The sequence below is a fragment of the Citrobacter sp. A316 genome (assembly GCF_002042945.1).
Taxonomy (GTDB): Bacteria; Pseudomonadota; Gammaproteobacteria; order Enterobacterales; family Enterobacteriaceae; genus Citrobacter; species Citrobacter portucalensis.
On sequence record NZ_MVFZ01000018.1, the window covers coordinates 34,829 to 56,092 of the forward strand.

Annotated in this window: 22 protein-coding genes; 10 read left to right on the top strand and 12 right to left on the bottom strand. The window is 53.0% G+C overall.

Annotated features, from left to right (window positions below):
- Positions 1 to 8: 8 nt before the first annotated feature.
- Positions 9 to 3,059, bottom strand: coding sequence for a formate dehydrogenase-N subunit alpha (gene fdnG / locus BZK41_RS20000; protein ID WP_139762636.1), 3,051 nt, complete (start codon positions 3,057 to 3,059; stop codon positions 9 to 11).
- A 194-nt stretch (positions 3,060 to 3,253) separates the two neighbouring features.
- Here fdnG and fdhD point away from each other — a divergent pair, with 194 nt between their 5' ends.
- Positions 3,254 to 4,090, top strand: a complete 837-nt coding sequence (gene fdhD, locus BZK41_RS20010) for a formate dehydrogenase accessory sulfurtransferase FdhD (RefSeq protein ID WP_079939302.1) — start codon at positions 3,254 to 3,256, stop codon at positions 4,088 to 4,090.
- Here fdhD and BZK41_RS20015 read toward each other — a convergent pair.
- Both BZK41_RS20015 and BZK41_RS20020 read right to left on the bottom strand, forming a co-directional pair.
- Complete coding sequence (locus tag BZK41_RS20015; protein WP_079939303.1) at positions 4,057 to 4,563, bottom strand: YgjV family protein; 507 nt, start codon at positions 4,561 to 4,563, stop codon at positions 4,057 to 4,059. The genes fdhD and BZK41_RS20015 overlap by 34 nt on opposite strands.
- A 58-nt stretch (positions 4,564 to 4,621) precedes the next feature.
- Positions 4,622 to 5,143, bottom strand: a complete 522-nt coding sequence (locus BZK41_RS20020) for a Crp/Fnr family transcriptional regulator (RefSeq protein WP_079939304.1) — start codon at positions 5,141 to 5,143, stop codon at positions 4,622 to 4,624.
- Between the two features lie 129 nt (positions 5,144 to 5,272).
- Between BZK41_RS20020 and BZK41_RS20025 the strand changes: the two genes are divergently transcribed.
- Positions 5,273 to 5,485, top strand: coding sequence for a DUF1471 domain-containing protein (locus tag BZK41_RS20025; protein WP_003825262.1), 213 nt, complete (start codon positions 5,273 to 5,275; stop codon positions 5,483 to 5,485).
- A 42-nt stretch (positions 5,486 to 5,527) separates the two neighbouring features.
- On the opposite strand, the gene BZK41_RS20030 is transcribed toward BZK41_RS20025, so the two are convergent.
- A complete protein-coding gene (locus BZK41_RS20030; protein WP_079939305.1) occupies positions 5,528 to 5,851 on the bottom strand; it encodes an AzlD domain-containing protein in 324 nt (107 codons plus the stop codon).
- Positions 5,851 to 6,510, bottom strand: coding sequence for an AzlC family ABC transporter permease (locus BZK41_RS20035; protein ID WP_003825259.1), 660 nt, complete (start codon positions 6,508 to 6,510; stop codon positions 5,851 to 5,853). Before BZK41_RS20035 ends, BZK41_RS20030 begins: the two co-directional genes overlap by 1 nt.
- Before the next feature lie 101 nt (positions 6,511 to 6,611).
- Here BZK41_RS20035 and BZK41_RS20040 point away from each other — a divergent pair, with 101 nt between their 5' ends.
- Positions 6,612 to 7,160 (top strand): XRE family transcriptional regulator, encoded by a 549-nt coding sequence (locus BZK41_RS20040; protein ID WP_003825255.1) that lies wholly within the window; start codon positions 6,612 to 6,614, stop codon positions 7,158 to 7,160.
- A gap of 57 nt (positions 7,161 to 7,217) precedes the next feature.
- On the opposite strand, the gene rhaM is transcribed toward BZK41_RS20040, so the two are convergent.
- The 5 genes from rhaM to rhaB all read right to left on the bottom strand — a co-directional run bounded on the left by rhaM (position 7,218) and on the right by rhaB (position 12,448).
- Complete coding sequence (rhaM, locus tag BZK41_RS20045; RefSeq protein WP_003825253.1) at positions 7,218 to 7,532, bottom strand: L-rhamnose mutarotase; 315 nt, start codon at positions 7,530 to 7,532, stop codon at positions 7,218 to 7,220.
- The gene (gene fucO / locus BZK41_RS20050) at positions 7,529 to 8,677 is read right to left on the bottom strand and encodes a lactaldehyde reductase (RefSeq protein WP_079939306.1); all 1,149 of its coding nucleotides are present in this window, start codon (positions 8,675 to 8,677) and stop codon (positions 7,529 to 7,531) included. Before fucO ends, rhaM begins: the two co-directional genes overlap by 4 nt.
- A gap of 74 nt (positions 8,678 to 8,751) precedes the next feature.
- On the bottom strand, positions 8,752 to 9,579 hold the full coding sequence (gene rhaD, locus BZK41_RS20055; RefSeq protein WP_079939307.1) for a rhamnulose-1-phosphate aldolase: 828 nt from the start codon (positions 9,577 to 9,579) through the stop codon (positions 8,752 to 8,754).
- A 143-nt stretch (positions 9,580 to 9,722) separates the two neighbouring features.
- Positions 9,723 to 10,982 (bottom strand): L-rhamnose isomerase, encoded by a 1,260-nt coding sequence (gene rhaA / locus BZK41_RS20060; RefSeq protein ID WP_079939308.1) that lies wholly within the window; start codon positions 10,980 to 10,982, stop codon positions 9,723 to 9,725.
- Positions 10,979 to 12,448 (bottom strand): rhamnulokinase, encoded by a 1,470-nt coding sequence (rhaB, locus tag BZK41_RS20065; RefSeq protein WP_079939309.1) that lies wholly within the window; start codon positions 12,446 to 12,448, stop codon positions 10,979 to 10,981. The genes rhaA and rhaB overlap by 4 nt, the downstream gene beginning before the upstream one ends.
- A gap of 303 nt (positions 12,449 to 12,751) precedes the next feature.
- Between rhaB and rhaS the strand changes: the two genes are divergently transcribed.
- The 4 genes from rhaS to tssD all read left to right on the top strand — a co-directional run bounded on the left by rhaS (position 12,752) and on the right by tssD (position 16,154).
- Positions 12,752 to 13,600 carry an HTH-type transcriptional activator RhaS gene (gene rhaS, locus BZK41_RS20075; RefSeq protein WP_079939310.1) on the top strand — a complete coding sequence of 283 codons (849 nt, stop codon included), beginning with the start codon at positions 12,752 to 12,754 and terminating at the stop codon, positions 13,598 to 13,600.
- 152 nt (positions 13,601 to 13,752) lie between these two features.
- Positions 13,753 to 14,592 (top strand): HTH-type transcriptional activator RhaR, encoded by an 840-nt coding sequence (rhaR, locus tag BZK41_RS20080; RefSeq protein ID WP_079939311.1) that lies wholly within the window; start codon positions 13,753 to 13,755, stop codon positions 14,590 to 14,592.
- 181 nt (positions 14,593 to 14,773) lie between these two features.
- Positions 14,774 to 15,487 (top strand): hypothetical protein, encoded by a 714-nt coding sequence (locus tag BZK41_RS20085; protein WP_079939312.1) that lies wholly within the window; start codon positions 14,774 to 14,776, stop codon positions 15,485 to 15,487.
- 187 nt (positions 15,488 to 15,674) lie between these two features.
- Positions 15,675 to 16,154 (top strand): type VI secretion system tube protein TssD, encoded by a 480-nt coding sequence (gene tssD / locus BZK41_RS20090; protein ID WP_079939313.1) that lies wholly within the window; start codon positions 15,675 to 15,677, stop codon positions 16,152 to 16,154.
- 109 nt (positions 16,155 to 16,263) lie between these two features.
- On the opposite strand, the gene rhaT is transcribed toward tssD, so the two are convergent.
- Positions 16,264 to 17,298 (bottom strand): L-rhamnose/proton symporter RhaT, encoded by a 1,035-nt coding sequence (gene rhaT, locus BZK41_RS20095; protein ID WP_079939314.1) that lies wholly within the window; start codon positions 17,296 to 17,298, stop codon positions 16,264 to 16,266.
- A 289-nt stretch (positions 17,299 to 17,587) separates the two neighbouring features.
- On the opposite strand from rhaT, the gene sodA reads away from it, so the two are divergent.
- Positions 17,588 to 18,208: a superoxide dismutase [Mn] gene (sodA, locus tag BZK41_RS20100; protein ID WP_003825239.1), complete on the top strand. Its 621-nt coding sequence runs from the start codon at positions 17,588 to 17,590 to the stop codon at positions 18,206 to 18,208.
- A gap of 233 nt (positions 18,209 to 18,441) precedes the next feature.
- The gene (kdgT, locus tag BZK41_RS20105; RefSeq protein ID WP_020996114.1) at positions 18,442 to 19,425 is read left to right on the top strand and encodes a 2-keto-3-deoxygluconate transporter; all 984 of its coding nucleotides are present in this window, start codon (positions 18,442 to 18,444) and stop codon (positions 19,423 to 19,425) included.
- Between the two features lie 41 nt (positions 19,426 to 19,466).
- On the opposite strand, the gene BZK41_RS20110 is transcribed toward kdgT, so the two are convergent.
- Positions 19,467 to 20,363, bottom strand: coding sequence for a dihydrodipicolinate synthase family protein (locus BZK41_RS20110; RefSeq protein ID WP_079939315.1), 897 nt, complete (start codon positions 20,361 to 20,363; stop codon positions 19,467 to 19,469).
- A 152-nt stretch (positions 20,364 to 20,515) separates the two neighbouring features.
- On the opposite strand from BZK41_RS20110, the gene yiiM reads away from it, so the two are divergent.
- Positions 20,516 to 21,190, top strand: a complete 675-nt coding sequence (gene yiiM, locus BZK41_RS20115; RefSeq protein WP_048215189.1) for a 6-hydroxyaminopurine reductase — start codon at positions 20,516 to 20,518, stop codon at positions 21,188 to 21,190.
- Positions 21,191 to 21,264: the final 74 nt, after the last annotated feature.

Genomic DNA, 21,264 nt, shown 5'->3' on the forward strand with positions numbered 1-21,264 from the left:
CGTCTCCGTTACACCTTTTCCACGTTCACGAGGAAGGACTTAAATTCCGGCGTCTGCGTGTTCGCATCACCGACGAATGGCGTTAACGTGTTAGCGATAAAGCCTTTTTTCGCCACACCTTCGTAGCCCCAGTGAATTGGAATACCGATAGTGTCGATATCCTGACCGTTGGCCTTCAGCGTGCGAATACGTTTGGTCACCACCGCCTTGGCCTTAATGTAGCCGCGGTTAGAAGAGACTTTGACGGTATCGCCGTGGGAGATACCGAGCTTATTCGCCAGCTTCTCGCCAATTTCCACAAACTGTTCCGGCTGAGCGATGGCATTCAGCAGTGCATGCTTGGTCCAGTAGTGGAAGTGCTCAGTCAGACGGTAGGTCGTACCGACGTACGGGAACTTATCTGCTTTACCCAGTGCTTCCGCGTCACCTTTAAAGATGCGCGCGGCAGGGTTAGAGATAACGTTCGGGTGCAGCGGGTTAGTCCCCAGCGGCGTTTCAAACGGCTCGTAGTGTTCCGGGAATGGACCTTCCGCCATCTTATCGATAGCAAACAGGCGTCCCATCCCTTCCGGCTGCATGATGAACGGCCCAACGTTGCTGCCAGGTGCGGCGGCACTGTAGTCCGGAATATCCATCCCGCTCCACTTCGCCCCATCCCATTTCAGGATCTGGCGTTTTGGATCCCACGGATTCCCCTGCGGGTCAGCGGAGGCGCGGTTATACAGAATGCGTCGGTTGAGCGGCCACGCCCATGCCCAGCCCAGCGTATTGCCAAGACCTGACGGATCGGCGTTATCGCGACGTGCCATCTGGTTGCCTTCCGGCGTCCAGCTACCGGCAAAAATCCAGCAGCCGCTGGAAGTCGTGCCGTCGTCACGCAGTTGGGCGAACGAGCTAAGCTGTTGGCCTTTCTTGACGATAACCGCACCGGTTGCCGGGTCGGTAATGTCGGCCAGCGCTTTACCGTTACTCTCCATCGCCACTTCTTCCGAAGCCGGTTCGTGCGGGGTGGAGTAGTTCCAGGTCATGTTCAGCACCTGTTCCGGGTTCGCGCCACCTTGCTCGGCATACATCTTGCGCAGACGCAGGAAGATACCGGCGAGGATTTCGCCATCGGTAACGGCAATCCCCGGGGCATCCGCGCCTTTCCAGTGCCACTGCAGCCAGCGACCGGAGTTAACGATAGAACCGTTCTCTTCGGCGAAGCAGGTGGACGGCAGACGGAATACTTCGGTCTGGATTTTCGACGGGTCAACATCATTCGACTCACCGTGGTTCTGCCAGAAGGTGGAGGTCTCGGTGTTGAGCGGGTCGATAGTGACCAGGAACTTCAGTTTGGACAGTGAAGCCACAACTTTGTTTTTATTCGGGAATGACGCGACCGGGTTAAAGCCCTGGCAGATATAGCCATTCACTTTGCCCTGGTTCATCATCTCGAAGTACTGCAGGACGTCGTACCCTTTATCCCACTTCGGCAGCCAGTCGAAGCCCCAGCTGTTTTCCGCTGTTGCTTTATCGCCAAAGAAGGCTTTCATCATGGAAACGAAGAATTTCGGGTAGTTGCCCCAGTAGTTCACCTGACCTTCCAGCAACGGCTTTGGCGTGTTGGCAGCAAGGTAAGTTTGCAGGTCAGTCTGTTTCTCGCTTGGCAGCGTCATATAGCCTGGCAGGCTTTGTGACAGCAGGCCTAAGTCGGTCAGACCCTGAATGTTGGAGTGACCGCGCAGGGCGTTTACGCCCCCACCTGCCATCCCCATGTTGCCAAGCAGCAACTGGATCATCGCCATGGTACGGATGTTCTGCGCACCCACGGAGTGTTGCGTCCAGCCCAGGGCGTACAGGAACGACGCGGTTTTATCTTTGGCGCTGGTTTCTGCGATGTACTCACAGACCTTCAGGAAGTCGGCCTTTGGCGTACCACAGATGTTTTCTACGACGTCCGGCGTGTAGCGGGAGACGTGCTGTTTCAGCAGGTTCCACACGCAGCGCGGGTGTTGAAGGGTGACATCGCGTTTGGCGAAGCCTTTTTCATCCAGCTCGTAGTTCCAGCTGGTTTTGTCATACTTGCGTTTGTCCGCGTCGTAGCCGGTGAACAGGCCATCTTCGAAACCGTAATCCTCACGCACGATCAGGCTGGCGTTGGTGTAGGCCTCAGTGTATTCGCGGTTGAATTTTTCGTTGTTCAGCAGGTACAGCAAAACGCCTGACAGGAAAGCAATGTCAGTACCGGAACGAATCGGAGCATAGAAGTCAGCCACCGCAGCGGTTCGCGTAAAGCGTGGATCGATAACAATCAGCTTCGCACCGTTGTGAATTTTGGCTTCCATCGCCCAGCGGAATCCGACAGGGTGAGCTTCAGCGGCGTTACCGCCCATCACCACAACGAGGTTGGCGTTTTTAATGTCGACCCAGTGGTTGGTCATCGCACCGCGACCAAATGTTGGAGCAAGACTTGCTACCGTTGGTCCGTGTCAGACGCGTGCCTGGTTGTCGACCGCGAGCATACCGAGCGCGCGGGAGAATTTTTGCGTTAGATAGCCGGTTTCGTTACTGGAAGCGGAAGCACACAGCATCCCGGTGGAAAGCCAGCGGTTAACGGTTACGCCTTCAGCGTTTTGTGCAACGTAGTTAGCGTCGCGGTCTTCTTTCATCAGCTTAGCGATGCGGTCAAATGCCTCATCCCAGCTAATCTGTTGCCACTTATCTGAGCCTGGTGCGCGATATTCCGGAAATTTCAGGCGGCTTTCGGAGTGGATGAAGTCCACAAGTCCTGCCCCTTTCGGGCACAGCGCGCCACGGTTCACCGGGTGATCCGGGTCCCCTTCGATATGGAAGATGGATGCTTTGGCGTTTTTTGCGCCGTCACCGAGGCTGTACATTAACAGTCCACAGCCAACGGAACAGTAAGTGCAGGTGTTACGGGTTTCGCGGGTGCGCAGCAATTTATATTGCCGTGTTTCCGCGAGCGCTACGCCGGGTGCAAAGCCCAGTGCCGCTGCCGTGGTGCCTGCCATACCGCCAGCACAGATCTTAAAGAACTGTCTTCTGCTGACCTGCATGGTTCGCTCCTTGTTTCGACATTGTCACGTTCCCTTCGCTTTTCTTTAACGCGATCGCGAGGGAAGTGGTTGTTATTTTTCTTTGCGGACGGGACCGCAAAGGTCCAGAATTGGGTGAATTTCCCTCCGTCCAGGAGGGATTTGTAAAGAATACCACAATGTTGGTATGCGTGTTCCAATATGGTTAAAAGAAAGTGAATAAGATTATTCAAGAAAACATCAAGAATGTGACATCTTCGACAGGATCTCGCCAGTTGACCCTCTGGAAACGCGAGGATTTGCAACATCCTCAGCCTGATGAGGTAGCTGAAGAAGTGCCTGTTGCGCTGGTATACAACGGGATTTCGCACGTGGTGATGATGGCATCACCGAAAGATCTTGCGCACTTCGCGATGGGTTTTTCACTTTCTGAAGGCATTATTGAGTCCCCGCAGGATATCTATGGAATGGACGTGGTGCCTTCCTGCAATGGATTGGAAGTGCAGGTTGAGCTGTCCAGCCGTCGCTTTATGGGGCTGAAGGAGCGCCGTCGCGCGCTGGCCGGACGCACCGGCTGCGGCGTTTGTGGCGTGGAGCAGCTCAATGACATTGGCAAGCCGGTCCAGCCGCTGCCGTTTACCCAGACATTCGATCTGGCGAATCTCGATCATGCTTTACGACATCTCAATGATTTTCAACCTGTAGGGCAACTGACAGGTTGCACGCACGCAGCTGCCTGGGTAAAGCCGTCAGGTCATCTGGCGGGCGGGCATGAAGATGTTGGACGTCATGTTGCGTTGGATAAATTGCTGGGACGACGCGCGATTGAAGGAGAAACTTGGCAACAGGGCGCGGTATTAGTCTCCAGCCGCGCCAGTTATGAGATGGTGCAGAAGTCGGCGATGTGCGGTGTGGAGATCTTGTTTGCTGTTTCTGCGGCGACAACGCTCGCCGTGGAAGTTGCCGAACGTTGTAACCTGACGCTGGTGGGTTTTTGCAAACCGGGCAGGGCGACGATCTATACGCATCCGCAACGTCTGGTCGCGCTGTGACGCCACCAGGCAGCCAGAATACTGCCTGAAAACGCCAGTTCCATGATTACGGCAACTGGCGAGCCAACAATCACATTGTTCAGCAGCCAACACAGGCTGCCGCACAGAGTGTATCCCCGTAATTTTCCGCTGCGTTTTTGAAATGACGCAAAGGTCATCAGCAGGCTTCCCATCAGCGGCAAAATACTCGTCAGATTCTGCCAAAGATAAACGCTACACAGCAGCGATCCTAGCATAAATCCCCACATCACCCAGCGGTGAAACGTGACGATGGCCGTCGCATAGCGGCATGCGGCAATGATCATTAACCCAGCCGCAGCGTGTTGATCCAAAAGATAGAAATGGATAGCTAACAGAGAAGTAGAGCTAGTGAGCAGCGTTAAAGTGATAGCCCGGCGTTGAAAATGAAAAGCGGAAATATCCAGTAAGAAGCTGATGCCAGCCAGCATCTGAGAGAGAAGAAATGCGTTCATTGTGGTCGCCATCTATTAAAGAGTGACGGGACAATAATCGACGCATCACCGTAAGGCGTTAACCTTTGTTAAGACGCTGGCGAATGCGGGACAGGCTAACGGGGGTAATGCCGATATAGTTGGCGAGATCGCGCTGGGTGAGCTGTGACTCCCAGTCCGGGAAGTGCGTTTGTACGTACTGGTAGCGTTGCTCTGGGGTATTGAGCAGCAGCATTTGCTCTTTTTTCTCTTTGTAGATCAATTGCTGGACCAGTAGCTGGGTCTTAATATCCTGATTTTCCGGCGCATCCAGCAAAGCCAGGGGGATTTCAGTGGTTTCTCCAGCGGCGATCATTTGCAGACTGTAATCGGCAGGCGTGTTAGTTAGCCAGTTCAGGTACAGAAAGCAGTATTCCCCGGCAAAGTAGAACTCTTTAACCCTTTCAACGCCGTTGTCCGCGTGATAAACCGCACGAGCCACACCATGATGTAAAAGATGAATTTTACTTTGTGGTTCACCCTGACGAAGTAACCAACTCCCCGCTGGTTGCGTTTTTCTACGGCTGCCAGCAAGCCATTGTGGTTCCTGATTACGTGACATCTTATCTCTCAAATAATTTGAATAAGACTGGCAAATCCTTCCGCTTTCAGTTGTGTGATGAGATGGCTATTATTTATCACATCAAGGCACGGTGCCTTACTCAAACAACTAAGTTAAAGGGTTTATATCATGAAAAGCATCAAAACTTTTGTCGCAGTTATCGCTCTGGCTACTTCTTTCGGTTCTTTCGCTGCTCAGACAGTTACCGCAACTGGTTCTACGCTGGAAAGCGCTGAAGCAAAAATCGCCGCTCAGGCTGAACGTGCGGGCGCCAGCGATTACAAAATCACTCAGGCATACACCGGTAACCGCGTGCACATGACCGCCGAACTGCTGAAATAAGATACCTTAGTACTGTCGAAAGAGCGCCCATGAGGCGCTTTTTTAGTTTATGCCCGCCATTCGCAGCAATGCGGTCACCACTGCGGCAGCGACGATCACCACGATTAGCGGCAGCTTGCGCCAGGCGAGAAATACCGCAAAAGCCACGCCCAGCACGCGCGCCATGCCAGCGAAGTGTTCGCCTTCGTAAAAGGTGGTCGCCAGCGCAACGGAGAACAATAATACCGTTGCGGCGTCGGAAAGCAGAGCCTGCGAGCGTTCCGAGAACGCTAAACGACTCCCAAGCTTCGCTCCTCCTAAACGCATTAAATACGTTCCCAGAGATAACATGGCGATACCGACGATAAACAGCGTCATGTTGCCCATTATTTTTTCCTCGTCAGTAAGCCAAACAGTGAAAGCAGAACCGGTAAACCGACCGGCGCAAAGGGGATGGCGGCAAGCGACAACCCGGCACCGCTACAGGCGCGAATCAGCGTGGTGCGGTTTTTAAAGGCCGGGACCACTAAGGCTAATAAAATTGCAGGGAAGACGGCATCCAGACCGATGGTTTCCGGGGCGGGGAGCAGTTTGCCGACACCCGCGCCGATCAGTGTGCCAACAGGCCAGAAAATCGCGACGCCCAGACCGCACAGCCAGAAGGCGGCTTTACGTTGTTCGGGCGTTTTTTGCGACAGGCCAAAGACTACGCTTTCGTCGTTCATGATATGACAGCCGAGGAAACTCGCAGCCCGGGAGCCCACCAGATCGCGCACCGTGACGCCAAACGGCACGTGTCGGGCGTTGACCAGTAAACCGGCAGCCGCAGCCGCCAGTGGGTTACCGCCGCTGGCGACGATGCCGATAAACATAAACTCGGACGCACCCGCCAGTACCGTAATCGAAAGCACAAACGGTACCCACAGCGGGAAGCCGTAGGCCATCGCCAGCGAGCCGTATGACATGCCGACTACGCCGACGGCCAGACAGACTAAAAATATTGCTTTTATCGTGTCGCCTTTGAGACTGGAAAAATAATGTTTCATACCGTTTTAGCCATATCGAACGAATTTCCATTATAATGAACGCGACCAGTTAATATTACAAGTCGAACGATTCGTTCGATATAAAGAACATGGAGTCGTGAATGACCCAGCCCATCAGTATGATCGCGAAAAGCCTTGTGCGTGAACGTCAGCGCACCGGTTTGTCATTGGCAGAGATTGCCCGTCGCGCAGGGATTGCAAAATCGACACTCTCGCAATTGGAAGCGGGCAATGGCAATCCTAGCCTGGAAACGCTCTGGTCGCTGTGTGTGGCGTTAGATATTCCCTTTGCTCGCCTGCTGGAGCCGCAGGAACAAAAAACGCAGGTGATTCGCCGTGGCGAAGGGACAAAAGTGGTGGCTGAACAGGCCCACTATCAGGCCATTTTACTGGCCGCCTGTCCACCGGGGGCGCGGCGGGATATCTATCTGCTGCTGACGCAGCCGGGCGCGGATCGGATTTCACAGCCGCATCCTCCGGGATCGGTTGAACACATCATCGTGACGCAGGGTAAGGCAATGGTAGGATTGACGGAAGCGCCGGAGGAGTTAGGCGAGGGGGACTATATTTGTTACCCCGCCGATCGGGCGCATATTTTTAAAGCGCTGGAGCCTGACACCCAGGCGATTCTGGTTTCTGAGCAAAACTAACGGTTTTGTTGCGTTGTACCGGATGCGGCGCGTTAGCGCCTTATCCGGCCTACAAGACTACTGCAAATAAAACACTTCTTTTAGCTCTGCGCTAACCGGGCTGTTGTCCGGGTTTGCTGGCATTACGTCACGCATATGCTTCCACCAACGTTGGCAAACGTCGGTGCTGGCAACGGCATTCCAGCGTTCTTCGGACTCAATCTCAACGGTGGCGAACAGCAGATTGCGCGCCTGATCGAGATAAATCGCGTAGTGATGGGCGCCGTGCTCTTTCAGCACCGCTTCCAGTTCTGGCCAGATGGGATTATGACGGCGCTGGTATTCAACGTGCGCGTCGGCATTCACCTGCATCACAAAGGCTTTGCGGATCATAACGCCTCCAGATACAGCTCGCGGACCTCGTCGCGGCTGGCGGTGCGCGGGTTGCACGGCGCACACGGATCGGCCAACGCTTTATCCAGCCAGCCTTCAATATCCTCTTTCGTCACGCCAAGGGAGCTAAAGCCCGCAGGAATACCGACACGCTTGCTGAGTGCACGAATTGCGTTGATGGCCTCCATACTTGCCGCTTCATCGCTCTTGTCACGGGTATCGACGCCCATCGCCTGCGCCACGCGGGCAAAGCGCGCCACGGCGTTCGGGCGGTTAAAGTTTTCGATTACCGGCAGCAGGATGGCGTTGCAGACGCCGTGCGGCAGATTATGGGTTGCGCCCGGCTGGTGAGCCAGCGCATGCACCAGACCCAGACCGGCGCTGTTGAATGCCATCCCCGCCAGGTACTGACCAAACGCCATTTGCTCACGAGCTTCGAGGTTATGACCGTCGTCGACCGCTTTTGGTAGCCACAGGTTGATCAGGCGAATCGCTTCCAGCGCGTTAGCGTCGGTGAGCGGATGCGCGCCAACGGAAACATAGGCTTCCACCGCGTGGGTCAGGGCGTCCATACCGGTTGCGGCGGTTACGGAGGCCGGGATTTCCAGCATGACGCTGGCATCATCCACGGCGATATCCGGGATGATATTCGGGTCGATGATCACCTCTTTGACCTTACGGGCTGAGTCGATAATGACCGCGTTGCTGGTCATCTCTGCTGCCGTACCGGCGGTAGTATTGATGGCGACCAGCGGGACGCCCGCATTTTTCACTTTGCCCACGCCGGAATAAGCGGTAGAAGGACCAGGGTTGGCTGTCAGGATTTTCACCGCTTTGGCGGTATCGATCGGGCTGCCGCCACCGAAGGCGATGATGTAGTCACATTCTGCGTTCTGATAGGCCGCAAAACCTTGCTGCACTAGCTCTTCTGTCGGGTTCGGGAATACTTCATCAAACAGGTGGTAAGACATTTGATGTTTATCCAGCGCGGCAAACAGGCTATCCAGCAGGCCCAGTTTCACCAGTTGCCCATCGGTGACGATCAGCGCTTTGCCCCATTGTTTATTCGCCACGAGATTCACCATATCGGCAATCGCGCCGGCGCCATGCAGGCTAATTTTTGGTAGTGCCAACATAAAGCTCATCACTATTCTCCTTAATAATAAAATCCTGTAGGCCGGATAAGATGAAGCCGCATCCGGCGTTGCGTTGGGAGGTATCAGTACAGCTCTATGGCGCTTGCCAGCGGTGTCACACCAAAACGTTTACCAAGTGCGACCAGCTCTTCACGTGAGATGGTCTGCTTCATACCGCCCATCGAAAAGATTTTGACTAAAACTTCGGCAGATTTCTCTGCGGTATCTATCAAACCGAACGCTTCGTCGAGGGTAGGTCCGCTGCCGAACACGCCGTGGAACGGCCACAGTACCAGCGAGTGTTTCTGCATTTCCTCGGCGGTTGCCTGGCCGATTTCATCTGTACCCGGCACCATCCACGGCAGAATGCCAACGCCATCCGGGAACACCACCAGGCACTCGGTGCTGCCTTCCCACAACTTGCGGGTAATCAGCGCTGTGTTGTTTTCCAGTACGTAGGTCAGAGCGATCAGGTTGGTGGCATGGCAGTGCATGATCACGCGGTCTTTACCGTTCGTCGCTTTAATGCGTTCGCAGTGAGAGAGGAAGTGAGCCGGCAGTTCAGAGGTCGGTACGGCCTCGTGGGTCAGGCCCCAGAGGATGTGGTAGCCCGCACCGTCGCTGTCTACTTTTACCACGCCCAAATTTGCCGCGGGATCGAGCTGGACGTTACGGAAAAATTTACCGGAACCGGTGACGATAAACGGCGTGTTTGCCAGCAGCGGCATCGGCTGGCTTAGCGCAATATAGCGTGGTTTTTCGTGGAAATCGGCGCTAAATGGCGCGATATCTGCTTCATCAAGACGCAGCGTCAGGTTGCCGCCGTTACGCTCGTCCCAGCCTTTCAGCCACGCATCAGAAGTGGCTTTGATCATCCCCTGGACGAACCAGGAAGTAGTAATTTTTTGCATGTTCGGTGTTCCTGTTTATTGCCCGAACGTTATCGGGTCTTACGTAGGCCGGATAAGCGAAGCGCCACCCGGCAATCGTGTTTCATTTATTGCCGGATGGCGACGCGGGGCGTCTTATCCGGCCTACAAGCCTGGCGTCACGGTTAGCTACGTTTGCTCAAAATCTCTTTTTCATAAGCGCGCACGCTATCCAGCCACTGGCTGCCCGCAGGCGTGTCGTGGCGCAGGCAATACATCTCCCAGACGGCCTGCCACGGCAGCGATTTTTGCTCTTCCAGCAGGGCCAGGCGTGCGGTGTAGTCGCCGCTGGCTTCGAGCTGACGCAGTTGCTCAGTGGGTTCTAACAGCGCGCGCAGCAGGGCTTTTTTCATATTGCGGGTGCCGATCACCCACGCGGCGATGCGGTTAATGGAGGCGTCGAAGAAGTCGAGGCCAATGTGTACGCGGTCAAACAGGTTGTGGCGAACGATCTCGCTGGCAATCGCCTGAGTTTCATCATCCAGCAGCACCACGTGATCGCTGTCCCAGCGCACCGGACGGCTGACGTGCAACAGCAGGCGCGGTACATACAGCATGGCGGCGGAGATTTTGTCGGAAATTACTTCTGTCGGATGGAAGTGACCCGCATCCAGACACAGCGCGGTCTGGCGGCTGGTGGCGTAACCCATGTAGAACTCGTTAGAGCCCACGGTATAGCTTTCCGCACCGATGCCAAACAGCTTGCTTTCGACGGCATCGATATGGTGCGCCGGGTCGAGTTTCTCGCTGATCACTTCGTCCAGTGCGTCCAGCAGACGCTGGCGCGGTGCTAAACGGTCAACAGTGATGTCTTTCATGCCATCCGGGATCCAGATGTTCATCACCGATGGTGTGCCCAACTGCTCGCCAAAATACGCCGAGACGCGACGGCTGGCTTTGCAGTGATCGATCCAGAACTGGCGAATGGTGTCATCGGCGTGGGCCAGCGTGAAGCCGTCGGCGCTCAGCGGGTGAGAGAAGCAGGACGGGTTGAAATCCAGCCCTAACTGGTTCGCTTTCGCCCACTCTACCCAGTTTTTAAAGTGTTCGGGTTTGATTTGGTCGCGGGCAACCGGTGTATCCGATTCCAGATAGATCGCGTGCAAATTCAGACGTTTTGGACCAGGGATCAGGCTCAGCGCCTGCTCCAGATCGGCCCGCAGTTCGGTGGCGTTACGCGCTTTACCCGGATAGTTACCGGTAGCCTGAATACCGCCAGTGAGCGAGCCTTCCGGGTTTTCGAAACCGGCGACATCATCGCCCTGCCAGCAGTGCATGGAGACCGGCAAACGATCGAGCTGGCGTAAGGCCGCCTCGACATCAATGCCTACCGCGGCGAAGCGCAGTTTTGCCAGTTCCCAGGCTTGTTCAAGTTGAGTGGTCATGCGCAAAGCTCCTTTGTCTGTCGTAGTGATTGAAACTGCGCCTGGTAGCGGGCAATTTCACTTTCAGGATTGGGAATAAATGTGGTCAGGTCATAGTTGGCGCGCACCACCTGACGGAAATCATCGACGTTGTTCAGCTCGTCCAGCGTCATCAGCTGGATGCCAATATTGCCGAGTGTGGATGCCTCAATCGGCCCGGACATCACGCGAATCCCGCAGGCATCCGCGCACAGCTGGTTCAGTAAGGTGTTCTGGCAGCCGCCACCGACAATGTGCAGTTGGCTAAATGCTGCACCACGCAGTTGTGCCAGTTCTTGCAGGATGTCGGCGTACAGCAACGCCAGGCTGTCGAAGATACAGCGCGCCAGTTCGGCGTTTTGCAGGGGAACGGGTTGGCCTGATTCACGGCATGCCGCCTGAATTTCTGCACTCATATCGTCGGGATTGATAAAGCGATCGTCGTTCGGGTTTATCAGGAACTGGCAGGCCGGCAGCGCTTGCGTTTGGCTGATAAGCGTTGGCAGGTCGGTAATCTGACGCTCTTTTAACACGCGCTGGAGCAGCCATAGTCCCATGATATTTTTCAGGACACGGTAGCGTCCTTCCGCGCCGCCTTCGTTGGTGATATTCGCCGCCAGCGCCGCATCGTTGGTATACGGTGTTCTGCTCTCAAAGCCCATCAGCGACCAGGTCCCGGAAGAGAGATAGGCGCTGTTTTTATCGGCCAATGGCGACGCGATGACCGCGCTGGCCGTGTCATGACTGGCGACGGCGACAACCGGAATTTGGTTTTTCTGTGGGCAAATCCAGTGGCCGATCACGTTCCCCGGATGCGTCGGGCGACCAAACCAGGCTTTGTCTGCCCCGGTCCACGCCAGCAGTGTGTCATCCCAGTCGTCGGTATTGATATTGACTAGCTGGGTGGTGGTGGCGTTGGTGTATTCCCAGTTCATTTTGCCGGTCAGGCGAAAGCTGAAGTAGTCGGGGATCAGCAGGGCATGGGCCACCTGCGGGAGCAGTTCTGGCTGCTGTTCAACCAATGCACGTAGCTGATACAGGGTGTTAAAGGGCAGAAACTGAATGCCGCTACGGCGGTAAATTTCACCTTTACCCGGCTGCGCCATCGCCTGCGCCATAATGCCGGTCGTGCGGCTGTCACGGTAAGAGACCGGCAGACCGACACGTTGACCGACGTTATCGATCAGAACGTAATCCACGCCCCAGGTATCAATGCCGATGCTGTCTATCCGAATGCCTTCATCGCAGACTTTTTTCAGGCCAAGACGAATATCGTTTTCCAGGCTGTCGATGTCCCAGGTGTCAAAACCGTCTGTTTTTTGCAGGCAGTTCACGAAGCGGTGGATTTCACGCAGCGTCAGAGAGCGGTGTTCACTGTCGTAACGCGCCAGCATTACGCGCCCACTGGATGCGCCGAGATCGACTGCGACACAATGGCGAAAAGTCATAGCGAGGTCCTTCTGAGTTTTATTGCACTCAGTCTAAGAACCCCAGATAACGCGTACCTTCTTGACAGTGACAGGCACAATTAGCGGCTGGCAACATGGCAAAGGTGAACGTGATGTTGTTCACAATTTCTATTAATAGGACCGGTTTTAGCGGATGTGACGTCTTCCGCAATTCCCGATCTTTCCCGCCGTTTCTTGAAGAATTGACCGTGTTTACGCACTTTGGCGTCAAAAATTTAAGGTGAGGGAGATAACCCTTAATTACTATTCAGCCATGTTCATTTGATCGGGAAGGATGTCATCATGACGGTATTGCATTGCGTGGATTTTTTTCCGACAGGTAAAGCGCCAGTGGCTATTGAACCGCGGCTTCCTCAACCTGCGTTTCCAGAACATCATCATGATTTTCATGAAATTGTGGTGGTCGAACATGGAACGGGGATCCATGTGTTCAACGGGCAGCCTTACACCATCAGCGGCGGTACGGTGTGTTTCGTTCGCGATCATGACCGGCATTTATATGAACATACTGACAATCTGTGCCTGACCAATGTGTTGTATCGCTCCCCGGATGCGTTTCAATTTCTGGCTGGACTGAATCAGCTTTTACCTCAGGAACAGAACGGGCAGTACCCCTCCCACTGGCGGGTGAATCAGGGCGTGTTGCAGCAGGTTCGACAACTGGTGGGGCAGATGGAAGCGCTCGGTGAGGGGATGGATACACCAACGGCGGCAAATCGCGAGATCCTGTTTATGCAGCTGCTGGTACTGCTGCGTAAAAGCAGCCTGATGGAAGCAGCGACCGATAACGATGCGCGGCTTAACCTTCTGATGGCCTGGCTGGAAGATAACTTTGCCGACGAGGTGTATTGGGAGGCGCTGGCCGAGAAGTTTTCCCTCTCTTTGCGCACTCTGCATCGCCAGCTCAAACAGCAAACCGGATTGACGCCACAGCGCTACCTTAACCGCTTGCGGCTGATCAAGGCCCGGCATCTGCTTCGCCACAGTGATGACAGTGTGACAGACATCGCTTATCTCTGCGGATTCGGCGACAGTAACCACTTTTCGACGCTTTTTCGCCGTGAGTTCAAGTGGTCACCACGCGATATTCGTCAGGGACGCGATCTCGTTGTGGCAAGCAGCCTCCAGTAACGCGAAAGCTATCAACGTTTTTTACCGCCGAATCTCAGATAATCATGCCCCTTAATGCCGGATGGTGGCTACGCTTTATCCGGCCTACGTGGATGCCCTGTAGGCCGGATAAGCGCAGCGCATCCGGCAAGCATTCAGGTTGAGGTCATGTGATGGCGAATCAGCTAATCCTTCTGAAATCAGACTTCTTTGCGCATGAGCAGCAGGCTGTCGCCGTGGCTGACCGCTATCCGCAGGATGTCTTTGCTGAGCATACCCACGAGTTTTGCGAGCTGGTCATGGTCTGGCGCGGTAATGGTCTACATGTCCTTAACGATCGCCCGTACCGGATAACCCGTGGCGATCTGTTTTACATTCGCGCTGAAGATAAACACTCCTACACTTCCGTTAACGACCTTGTGCTGCAAAATATCATCTACTGCCCGGAGCGGTTGACGCTGAATGTTGACTGGCAAGAGGCGATCCCTGGATTTGACGGTACGCCGAGGCAGCCGCACTGGCGACTCGGCAGCGTTGGCATGACTCAGGCCCGACAGGTGATAAGCCAGCTTGAGCATGAAAGCAATCAGCGTGATGCACAGGCTTTTACCATGGCTGAGCTGCTGTTCGGGCAACTGGTGACACACCTTAAGCGGCATCGTTATGCCACGGATACGCTCCCGGCGACCTCCAGTGAAACGCTGCTGGATAAACTGATCACCGCGTTAGCTGGTAGCCATGAGCATGCATTCGAACTGGATACGTTTTGCGAGCGCGAACGGTGCAGTGAGCGCGTTTTGCGCCAGCAGTTTCGCAGCCAGACCGGGATGACTATCAACCAGTATCTCCGCCAGGTGCGGGTTTGCCATGCGCAGTATCTGCTCAAACATAGTCGGTTGATGATCAGTGAGATTTCCATGCGCTGCGGCTTTGAGGACAGTAACTACTTTTCGGTGGTATTTACGCGGGAAACCGGGATGACGCCGAGCCAGTGGCGTCATCTGGCTGAGTGAGGAATCATAATAATATCGCATATTAGGGTGATAAAATCTGACAGCGAATACTTCTATAAAATAAAATCTCCACGATGGTTTATTGCTGTAAATAAAGAGTAAAATAGGAATAACGCCCATTATCATGGGGGGCGTGAACGTATATGATAATTTATCATCATAAATGACTGAGAGCTAAGTAATGCAGGCGTCTGACTATTTAAGGATGAAGTTTCAAAATGATAGACGGCTGGCTCTAACCACTCAGAATGCTGTTGGTGGGGTTTTTCAATCAGCCAGAGGTGTTGCTTCAGATATATATTCTGGTATTGAGCGAGCTAGTTGGTATTCATCATGTTTTATACCTCAGTACAATGATATTTGTCAGGAGTTAAAATCTGAAGAAATAAGGATGCTCTATTCCATTGAGTCAATATATAGATATCGTGATGTAATTACATATATGCTTTATTTGTATTTCATAACAATAAGTGATGATGTTGATGAAGGTAATCCCGAAGGCTCGGCTCGTCAATTTATCAGAAAAATGTCTGCACTGGCTACTCATATGAATATTGCGGGAGGAACTCGGTATGCTTTTGCTTCCGCGGCTTCTATTGCGTTGTCTCAGTCTGGCTTCATGTCGAAAATCATCGTTGAGCGTTTATCTGCAAAACTGCCGCAAGCGGTATTTTTGCTGCAATTTTTCGGAGTTCAACAAAAGTGCGCTCTTGCTGCGCGGCAGCTAAAAGGAATTGATCCAGATTATTATTGGGTTTTATATCAGGCAAAGCTTGAAATGCTCTATTATTTTGTTGAACCAGCTATTTCCAATATGATTAGTAGAGTAAAGTCAAAGCACTTCTCAAATTTTGATAATTTAGCGGATTTTTTGCAGAGGGATTTTGGTGTTTAATAGTTTGATCACACTTTTATTAGAAAGTGTAGTGTTTCCAGTGCTGGTAATAGGCTTTGGTCTGTTATGGCTTCATCTATTTCCTGAATATTGTCTTTTACTAACATTAATAACGCTTATTTTTTTGATGTGGTTTTTCCCCCGGTTGACTTCACTATTCACTAAGTTTAAATAAAAGGAGTATTTCATGTCTAATCCAGCTTATTTGTGGCTAACCGATGAGAATGATTCTCCTATGCCCGGCTCATGCCAGGTCGTAGGTCGCGTTGGATCTATTGAAATAAAGTCACTAACTCATAACGTCAATATTCCGGTTGATAGTAATACAGGGCGTCTGACCGGTACGCGAATTCATGCACCCATCATGTTCCAAAAAGAATTCGACCGAGTTACACCTTTTTTGTACAGGGCCTTAAGTACCGGAGCTACGCTTAAATCCGCGATGATTAAAATGTACTCAATTAATGAAGCAGGGATGGAAAAGGAGTATTTCAACATAATCCTTCACAACGTGAAGCTCACTTCAATCACGCCTGATTTATATCCTGGCGCAGCAACAGGCACACATCTTGAGACTATTCTGCTGCGCTACGAGAAAATTACCTGGAAACATTGTGACGGTAATATCATTTATACCGATGAATGGAATCAACGTACAATCTATTAAGTCAGCTTTTGGGCAACGTGAAAATGGGTGTGAGGAATTATTTACTAATGATGGGAACTGGTGGATAGATGACGCCGAGCCAGTGGCGTCATCTCAGTACTCAACATGCTTAGTTGGCCATTCCCAGACCGACAATGTTTGCCGCGACAATAATTACCACGCAGCCGAGGCTTAGCACGCTAACCGGGCGGCGACCCGCGTTTTTCCACTCTTTCAATACCAGACCGACAATCCCACCGCACAGAACATAGAAGCTCATGTGCAGCATCCAGCTTACATAATCATACTGCGCCGGAATACGCGCGTGGCCCCAGGCGTAGAAGAAGAATTGCAGATACCACATCAAGCCACCAAGCGCAGAGAGCAGTATGTTGGTGATAATCAGCGGTTTGGCTAACGAAAAGTCGGCTTTTATCGATAAGTTCTTCACTTTTGCCAGACGAATGAAGCAGAAGCCCAGGTTAACAAGCGCGCCACCGCCCATAATGACCACATAGCTAGGCAGGGCGACATACAGCGGATCGACGCCCAGCGCGGCGGCGGCATCGTGCATTGGTTTCGCCGCGTTCATCGCAAAGGACATCCCGGCGGAGAAAATACCGCACATGACGGCCAGAACCAGCCCTTTTTTCAGGTTGAAATCTTCTGCTTTGATACCCATTTTGCGTTCTTTTAACTGGCCAGCACGGGTAACAATACCCACACCAATCAGCGCGACCAGCACGCCAAGCAGCGTCATGCGGCCACCGGAAGTATTGATCAGCACATCAAAATTGCCGTTGATAATCGGGGTCATCAGCGTGCCGACAATCAGCGTAATACCTATCGCAATCCCGATACCCATCGACATACCGAGATAGCGCATGGTCAGGCCATAGTTGATATTGCCAATCCCCCACATCGCACCAAACAGAAATACCGGCGCCAGCGTGGAGAGGCTGAAGGAGCTGAAGTAGGCCCAGAAATCGGGAAGTAACATGGCGCTGATGGTCCACGGCAGGATTATCCAGGAGACGATCCCGCCAACCGACCACATCGTTTCCCATGACCAATGTTTGACTTGCTTGAACGGGGCATAGAAACAGGCGGCACTGGCTGCCCCTATCAAATGCCAAAAGATACCCATCGTAATCGCGTTACTCATGACTTAATCCTCGTTATTTTTTATCGTCGGTAATGACCCCTCCGACCTAACGAGTTTAAAAATTACGCAGGTGGTTAACCTTTTAACGATTGCCGTCCTTTTGCGCATGTTGGCAATCATCACGTTAAGTGGGTGATTCGGCTCACATCTTTAACAATGGGTTTGATTTATTAAGACCCTGTAAAAAGTACGGCATTGATAATCATTTTCAATATCATTTAATTAACTATAATGACCCAACTGCTTACGCGGCGTTAACACTGGCCGCCCGACAATACTGGAGATGATTATGAGTTATACACTGCCATCCCTGCCGTACGCTTATGATGCCCTTGAACCGCACTTCGATAAGCAGACGATGGAAATCCACCACACCAAACACCACCAGGCTTACGTAAACAACGCCAACGCTGCGCTGGAAAGCCTGCCTGAATTCGCCAGCCTGTCCGTTGAAGAGCTGATCACCAAACTGGATCAACTGCCAGCAGACAAGAAAACCGTACTGCGTAACAACGCGGGCGGTCACGCTAACCACAGCCTGTTCTGGAAAGGCCTGAAAACCGGTACTACGCTGCAGGGCGACCTGAAAGCGGCTATCGAACGTGACTTCGGCTCCGTTGACAACTTCAAAGCTGAATTTGAAAAAGCAGCGGCAACCCGCTTTGGCTCCGGCTGGGCGTGGCTGGTTCTGAAAGGTGACAAACTGGCTGTTGTTTCCACCGCCAACCAGGATTCCCCGCTGATGGGTGAAGCTATCTCTGGCGCTTCCGGTTTCCCAATCGTGGGCCTGGACGTTTGGGAACACGCTTACTACCTGAAATTCCAGAACCGTCGCCCGGACTACATCAAAGAGTTCTGGAACGTGGTGAACTGGGACGAAGCTGCCGCGCGTTTCGCAGCAAAAAAATAAGTTCTACGCTTTAACGAAGCCCTGCAAGCGATGCTTGTGGGGTTTTTTTGTGATCAAACTCAATATAAAAACGATGATCCACTTAAATTGAAACAAGGTTTTATTATGCGAGTGGGATCACTTTTATAGTCTCTACGAATGTCTATCTTCTTTTCATCAAGACGGGCGCATCTCAAAGCAAGATGCAATCGCCCATAAAAATTGCCCCATTTTTATGTCTACAGGTGATGGAAATGCAGATCAAACGTACGATAGAGAAAATCCCTGGCGGTATGATGCTGGTGCCGCTTTTCCTGGGCGCGTTGTGTCACACCTTTTCCCCCGGCGCCGGGAAATATTTCGGCTCCTTTACCAACGGTATGATCACCGGTACGGTACCTATCCTGGCAGTCTGGTTCTTTTGCATGGGGGCGTCGATCAAGCTAAGCGCCACCGGAACCGTGCTGCGTAAATCAGGTACGTTAGTCATAACCAAGATTCTGGTGGCGTGGGTGGTTGCAGCGATTGCTTCACGCATTCTGCCGGAACATGGCGTAGAGGTCGGATTCTTCGCTGGGTTGTCTACGCTGGCGCTGGTGGCCGCGATGGATATGACCAACGGCGGGCTGTATGCCTCGATTATGCAGCAGTACGGCACCAAAGAAGAGGCCGGGGCGTTTGTCCTGATGTCGCTGGAGTCTGGCCCCCTGATGACCATGGTGATTCTGGGAACCGCCGGGATCGCTTCGTTTGAACCGCACGTATTTGTTGGTGCAGTATTGCCGTTCCTGATTGGCTTTGCGCTGGGGAATCTGGACCCTGAACTGCGGGAGTTCTTCAGCAAAGCGGTGCAGACGCTGATCCCGTTCTTTGCCTTCGCATTAGGTAACACCATTGATTTGAGCGTGATTGCGCAGACCGGTGTGCTGGGTATTCTGCTGGGCGTGGCGGTGATTATCATCACTGGCATTCCATTGATTATCGCCGATAAACTGATTGGTGGTGGCGATGGTACGGCAGGGATTGCCGCTTCCAGTTCTGCGGGTGCGGCGGTTGCTACGCCTGTGCTGATTGCTGAAATGGTTCCGGCATTTAAACCGATGGCACCGGCAGCAACTTCCCTGGTCGCCACGTCGGTGATTGTGACCTCCATTCTGGTGCCAATTATCACGTCTATCTGGTCGAAAAGGGCCAAAGCAAGGGCGGCGGAAATTGATATTCGTGGTACCGTGAAGTAAGTCTCTTAAGCCGGATGGTCTGCACCATCCGGCTTAACTATTTACCCTTTGACGACAAACACCTCATCGATTGTTCGGCACTCACTCTCGTTCAACTCTCCACCGGCATTACGTGACACGCCGGTACAATAGCCAAACTTACGCGATACCACGGTTTTGATGGTGGTGACAAAATCTTCGCCGATGGCATAGATGGACATGTAGGTGCCAATCTGGTCCTGAATATCGCGAAGCGCTGCCAGGTCGCCCTGTTTAAACGCTTCTCGCGCGCTGACAAACAGTTCCGGCATGACGTTGTTCAACCCTGAAATAATCCCCGCGCCACCTGCTAACAGGTTGGGAATGTAGTATTCGTCATAGCCGGACAGCACGGCAAAATCCTCCCGCACGGCGCGGGTGGTCTGAATCATGCTGCGGGTATGGGACTGACAGTCGACGGTGTCTTTAATGCCAGCAAAATTCGGGAACTCAGCGGCGAGGGTGGCTACCAGTTCGGGGGTTAAATCGCAGCCGGTGCGTGCCGGGAAGTTATAAGCAAACCATTTACCGCTGAGTTTCTGCCCCAACTGACGGAAGTAGCTCAGCAGCTGTTTCGCCGTTTGTCCGTAGTAGTAGGGCGGCAGGATCATCACGGCATCGTAATCTGAGCGATACGCTTCCTGTGCCATCAATAAAACATCATTCTGGCAGGTGGATGAGACGTTGGCGACCATCTTTAGCGAGCTCATGGCGCGGGCCTCACGGATCAGCAGCAGCCTTTCTTCGAGCGTAAAGGAAGCAAATTCCCCGATGCTGCCCATCAGCAAAATCACGTCGATTTTGGCCTCGGTAAGGCGTTTGAGATGCTGGCTCAGACCGTTGAGATCGATCTTGCCGTCATTGTCCATTGGCGTAATGGAAGGACACCAGACGCCAGCAAATTGCGATTGACCAGTCACGTTGTCGACTCCTTATTTGAAATGATGTTTCAAAACCAGATTACATTGATAGCATGTGTTCCTAACTTTCATGTGAACCGTGCTCTCATTTTGAGCGACTGGGGTAAAATAAATGTGGTGTAATGGGGGAAATTTATCGGGAGAAGGAACAGATGCGATATCCGGTCGATGTTTTTACGGGCAAAGTTCGGGACTACACGGGAAGCCGTCCCAGCGCGATTGCTAAAGTCCAGATTGACGGTGAGTTGATGCTGACCGAACTGGGGCTGACGGGGGATGAACAGGCGGAAACGAAAATTCATGGCGGGCCGGATCGCGCGCTGTGTCACTATCCGCGTGAACACTATCAGCACTGGAGACAAGCGTTCCCGGAGCAGGCGGAGCTATTTGTCGCACCCGCGTTTGGTGAGAACCTCTCTACTGAGGGGCTGACTGAAGAGAATGTGTATATTGGCGACATTTTCCAGTGGGGAGAGGCGCTGATTCAGGTCACGCAGCCGCGCTCGCCGTGCTTTAAGCTGAATTTCCATTTTGGCATCAGCGATATGGCCAGCCAGATGCAGGATGCAGGTAAGACGGGCTGGCTGTGCAGCGTCATCGCGCCTGGTCAGGTGTCAGCAGACGCGCCGTTGATCCTGGCGTCACGCGTAAGCGACGTCAGCGTGCGGGAGGCAATTGCTATCGCCTGGCATATGCCGTTTGATGATTCGCAATATCACCGTCTACTGTCGGCTGCCGGGTTATCAAAAAGCTGGACCAGAACGATGCAAAAGCGTCGTTTAAGCGGCAAGATCGAAGACAATTCCCGCCGTTTGTGGGGAAAATAAACCCACCTTAATCTTGCAATTAAATCAGGTGGCGACACCTGATTTACCTCTCCCCGTGGTTTATCTCTCTGCGT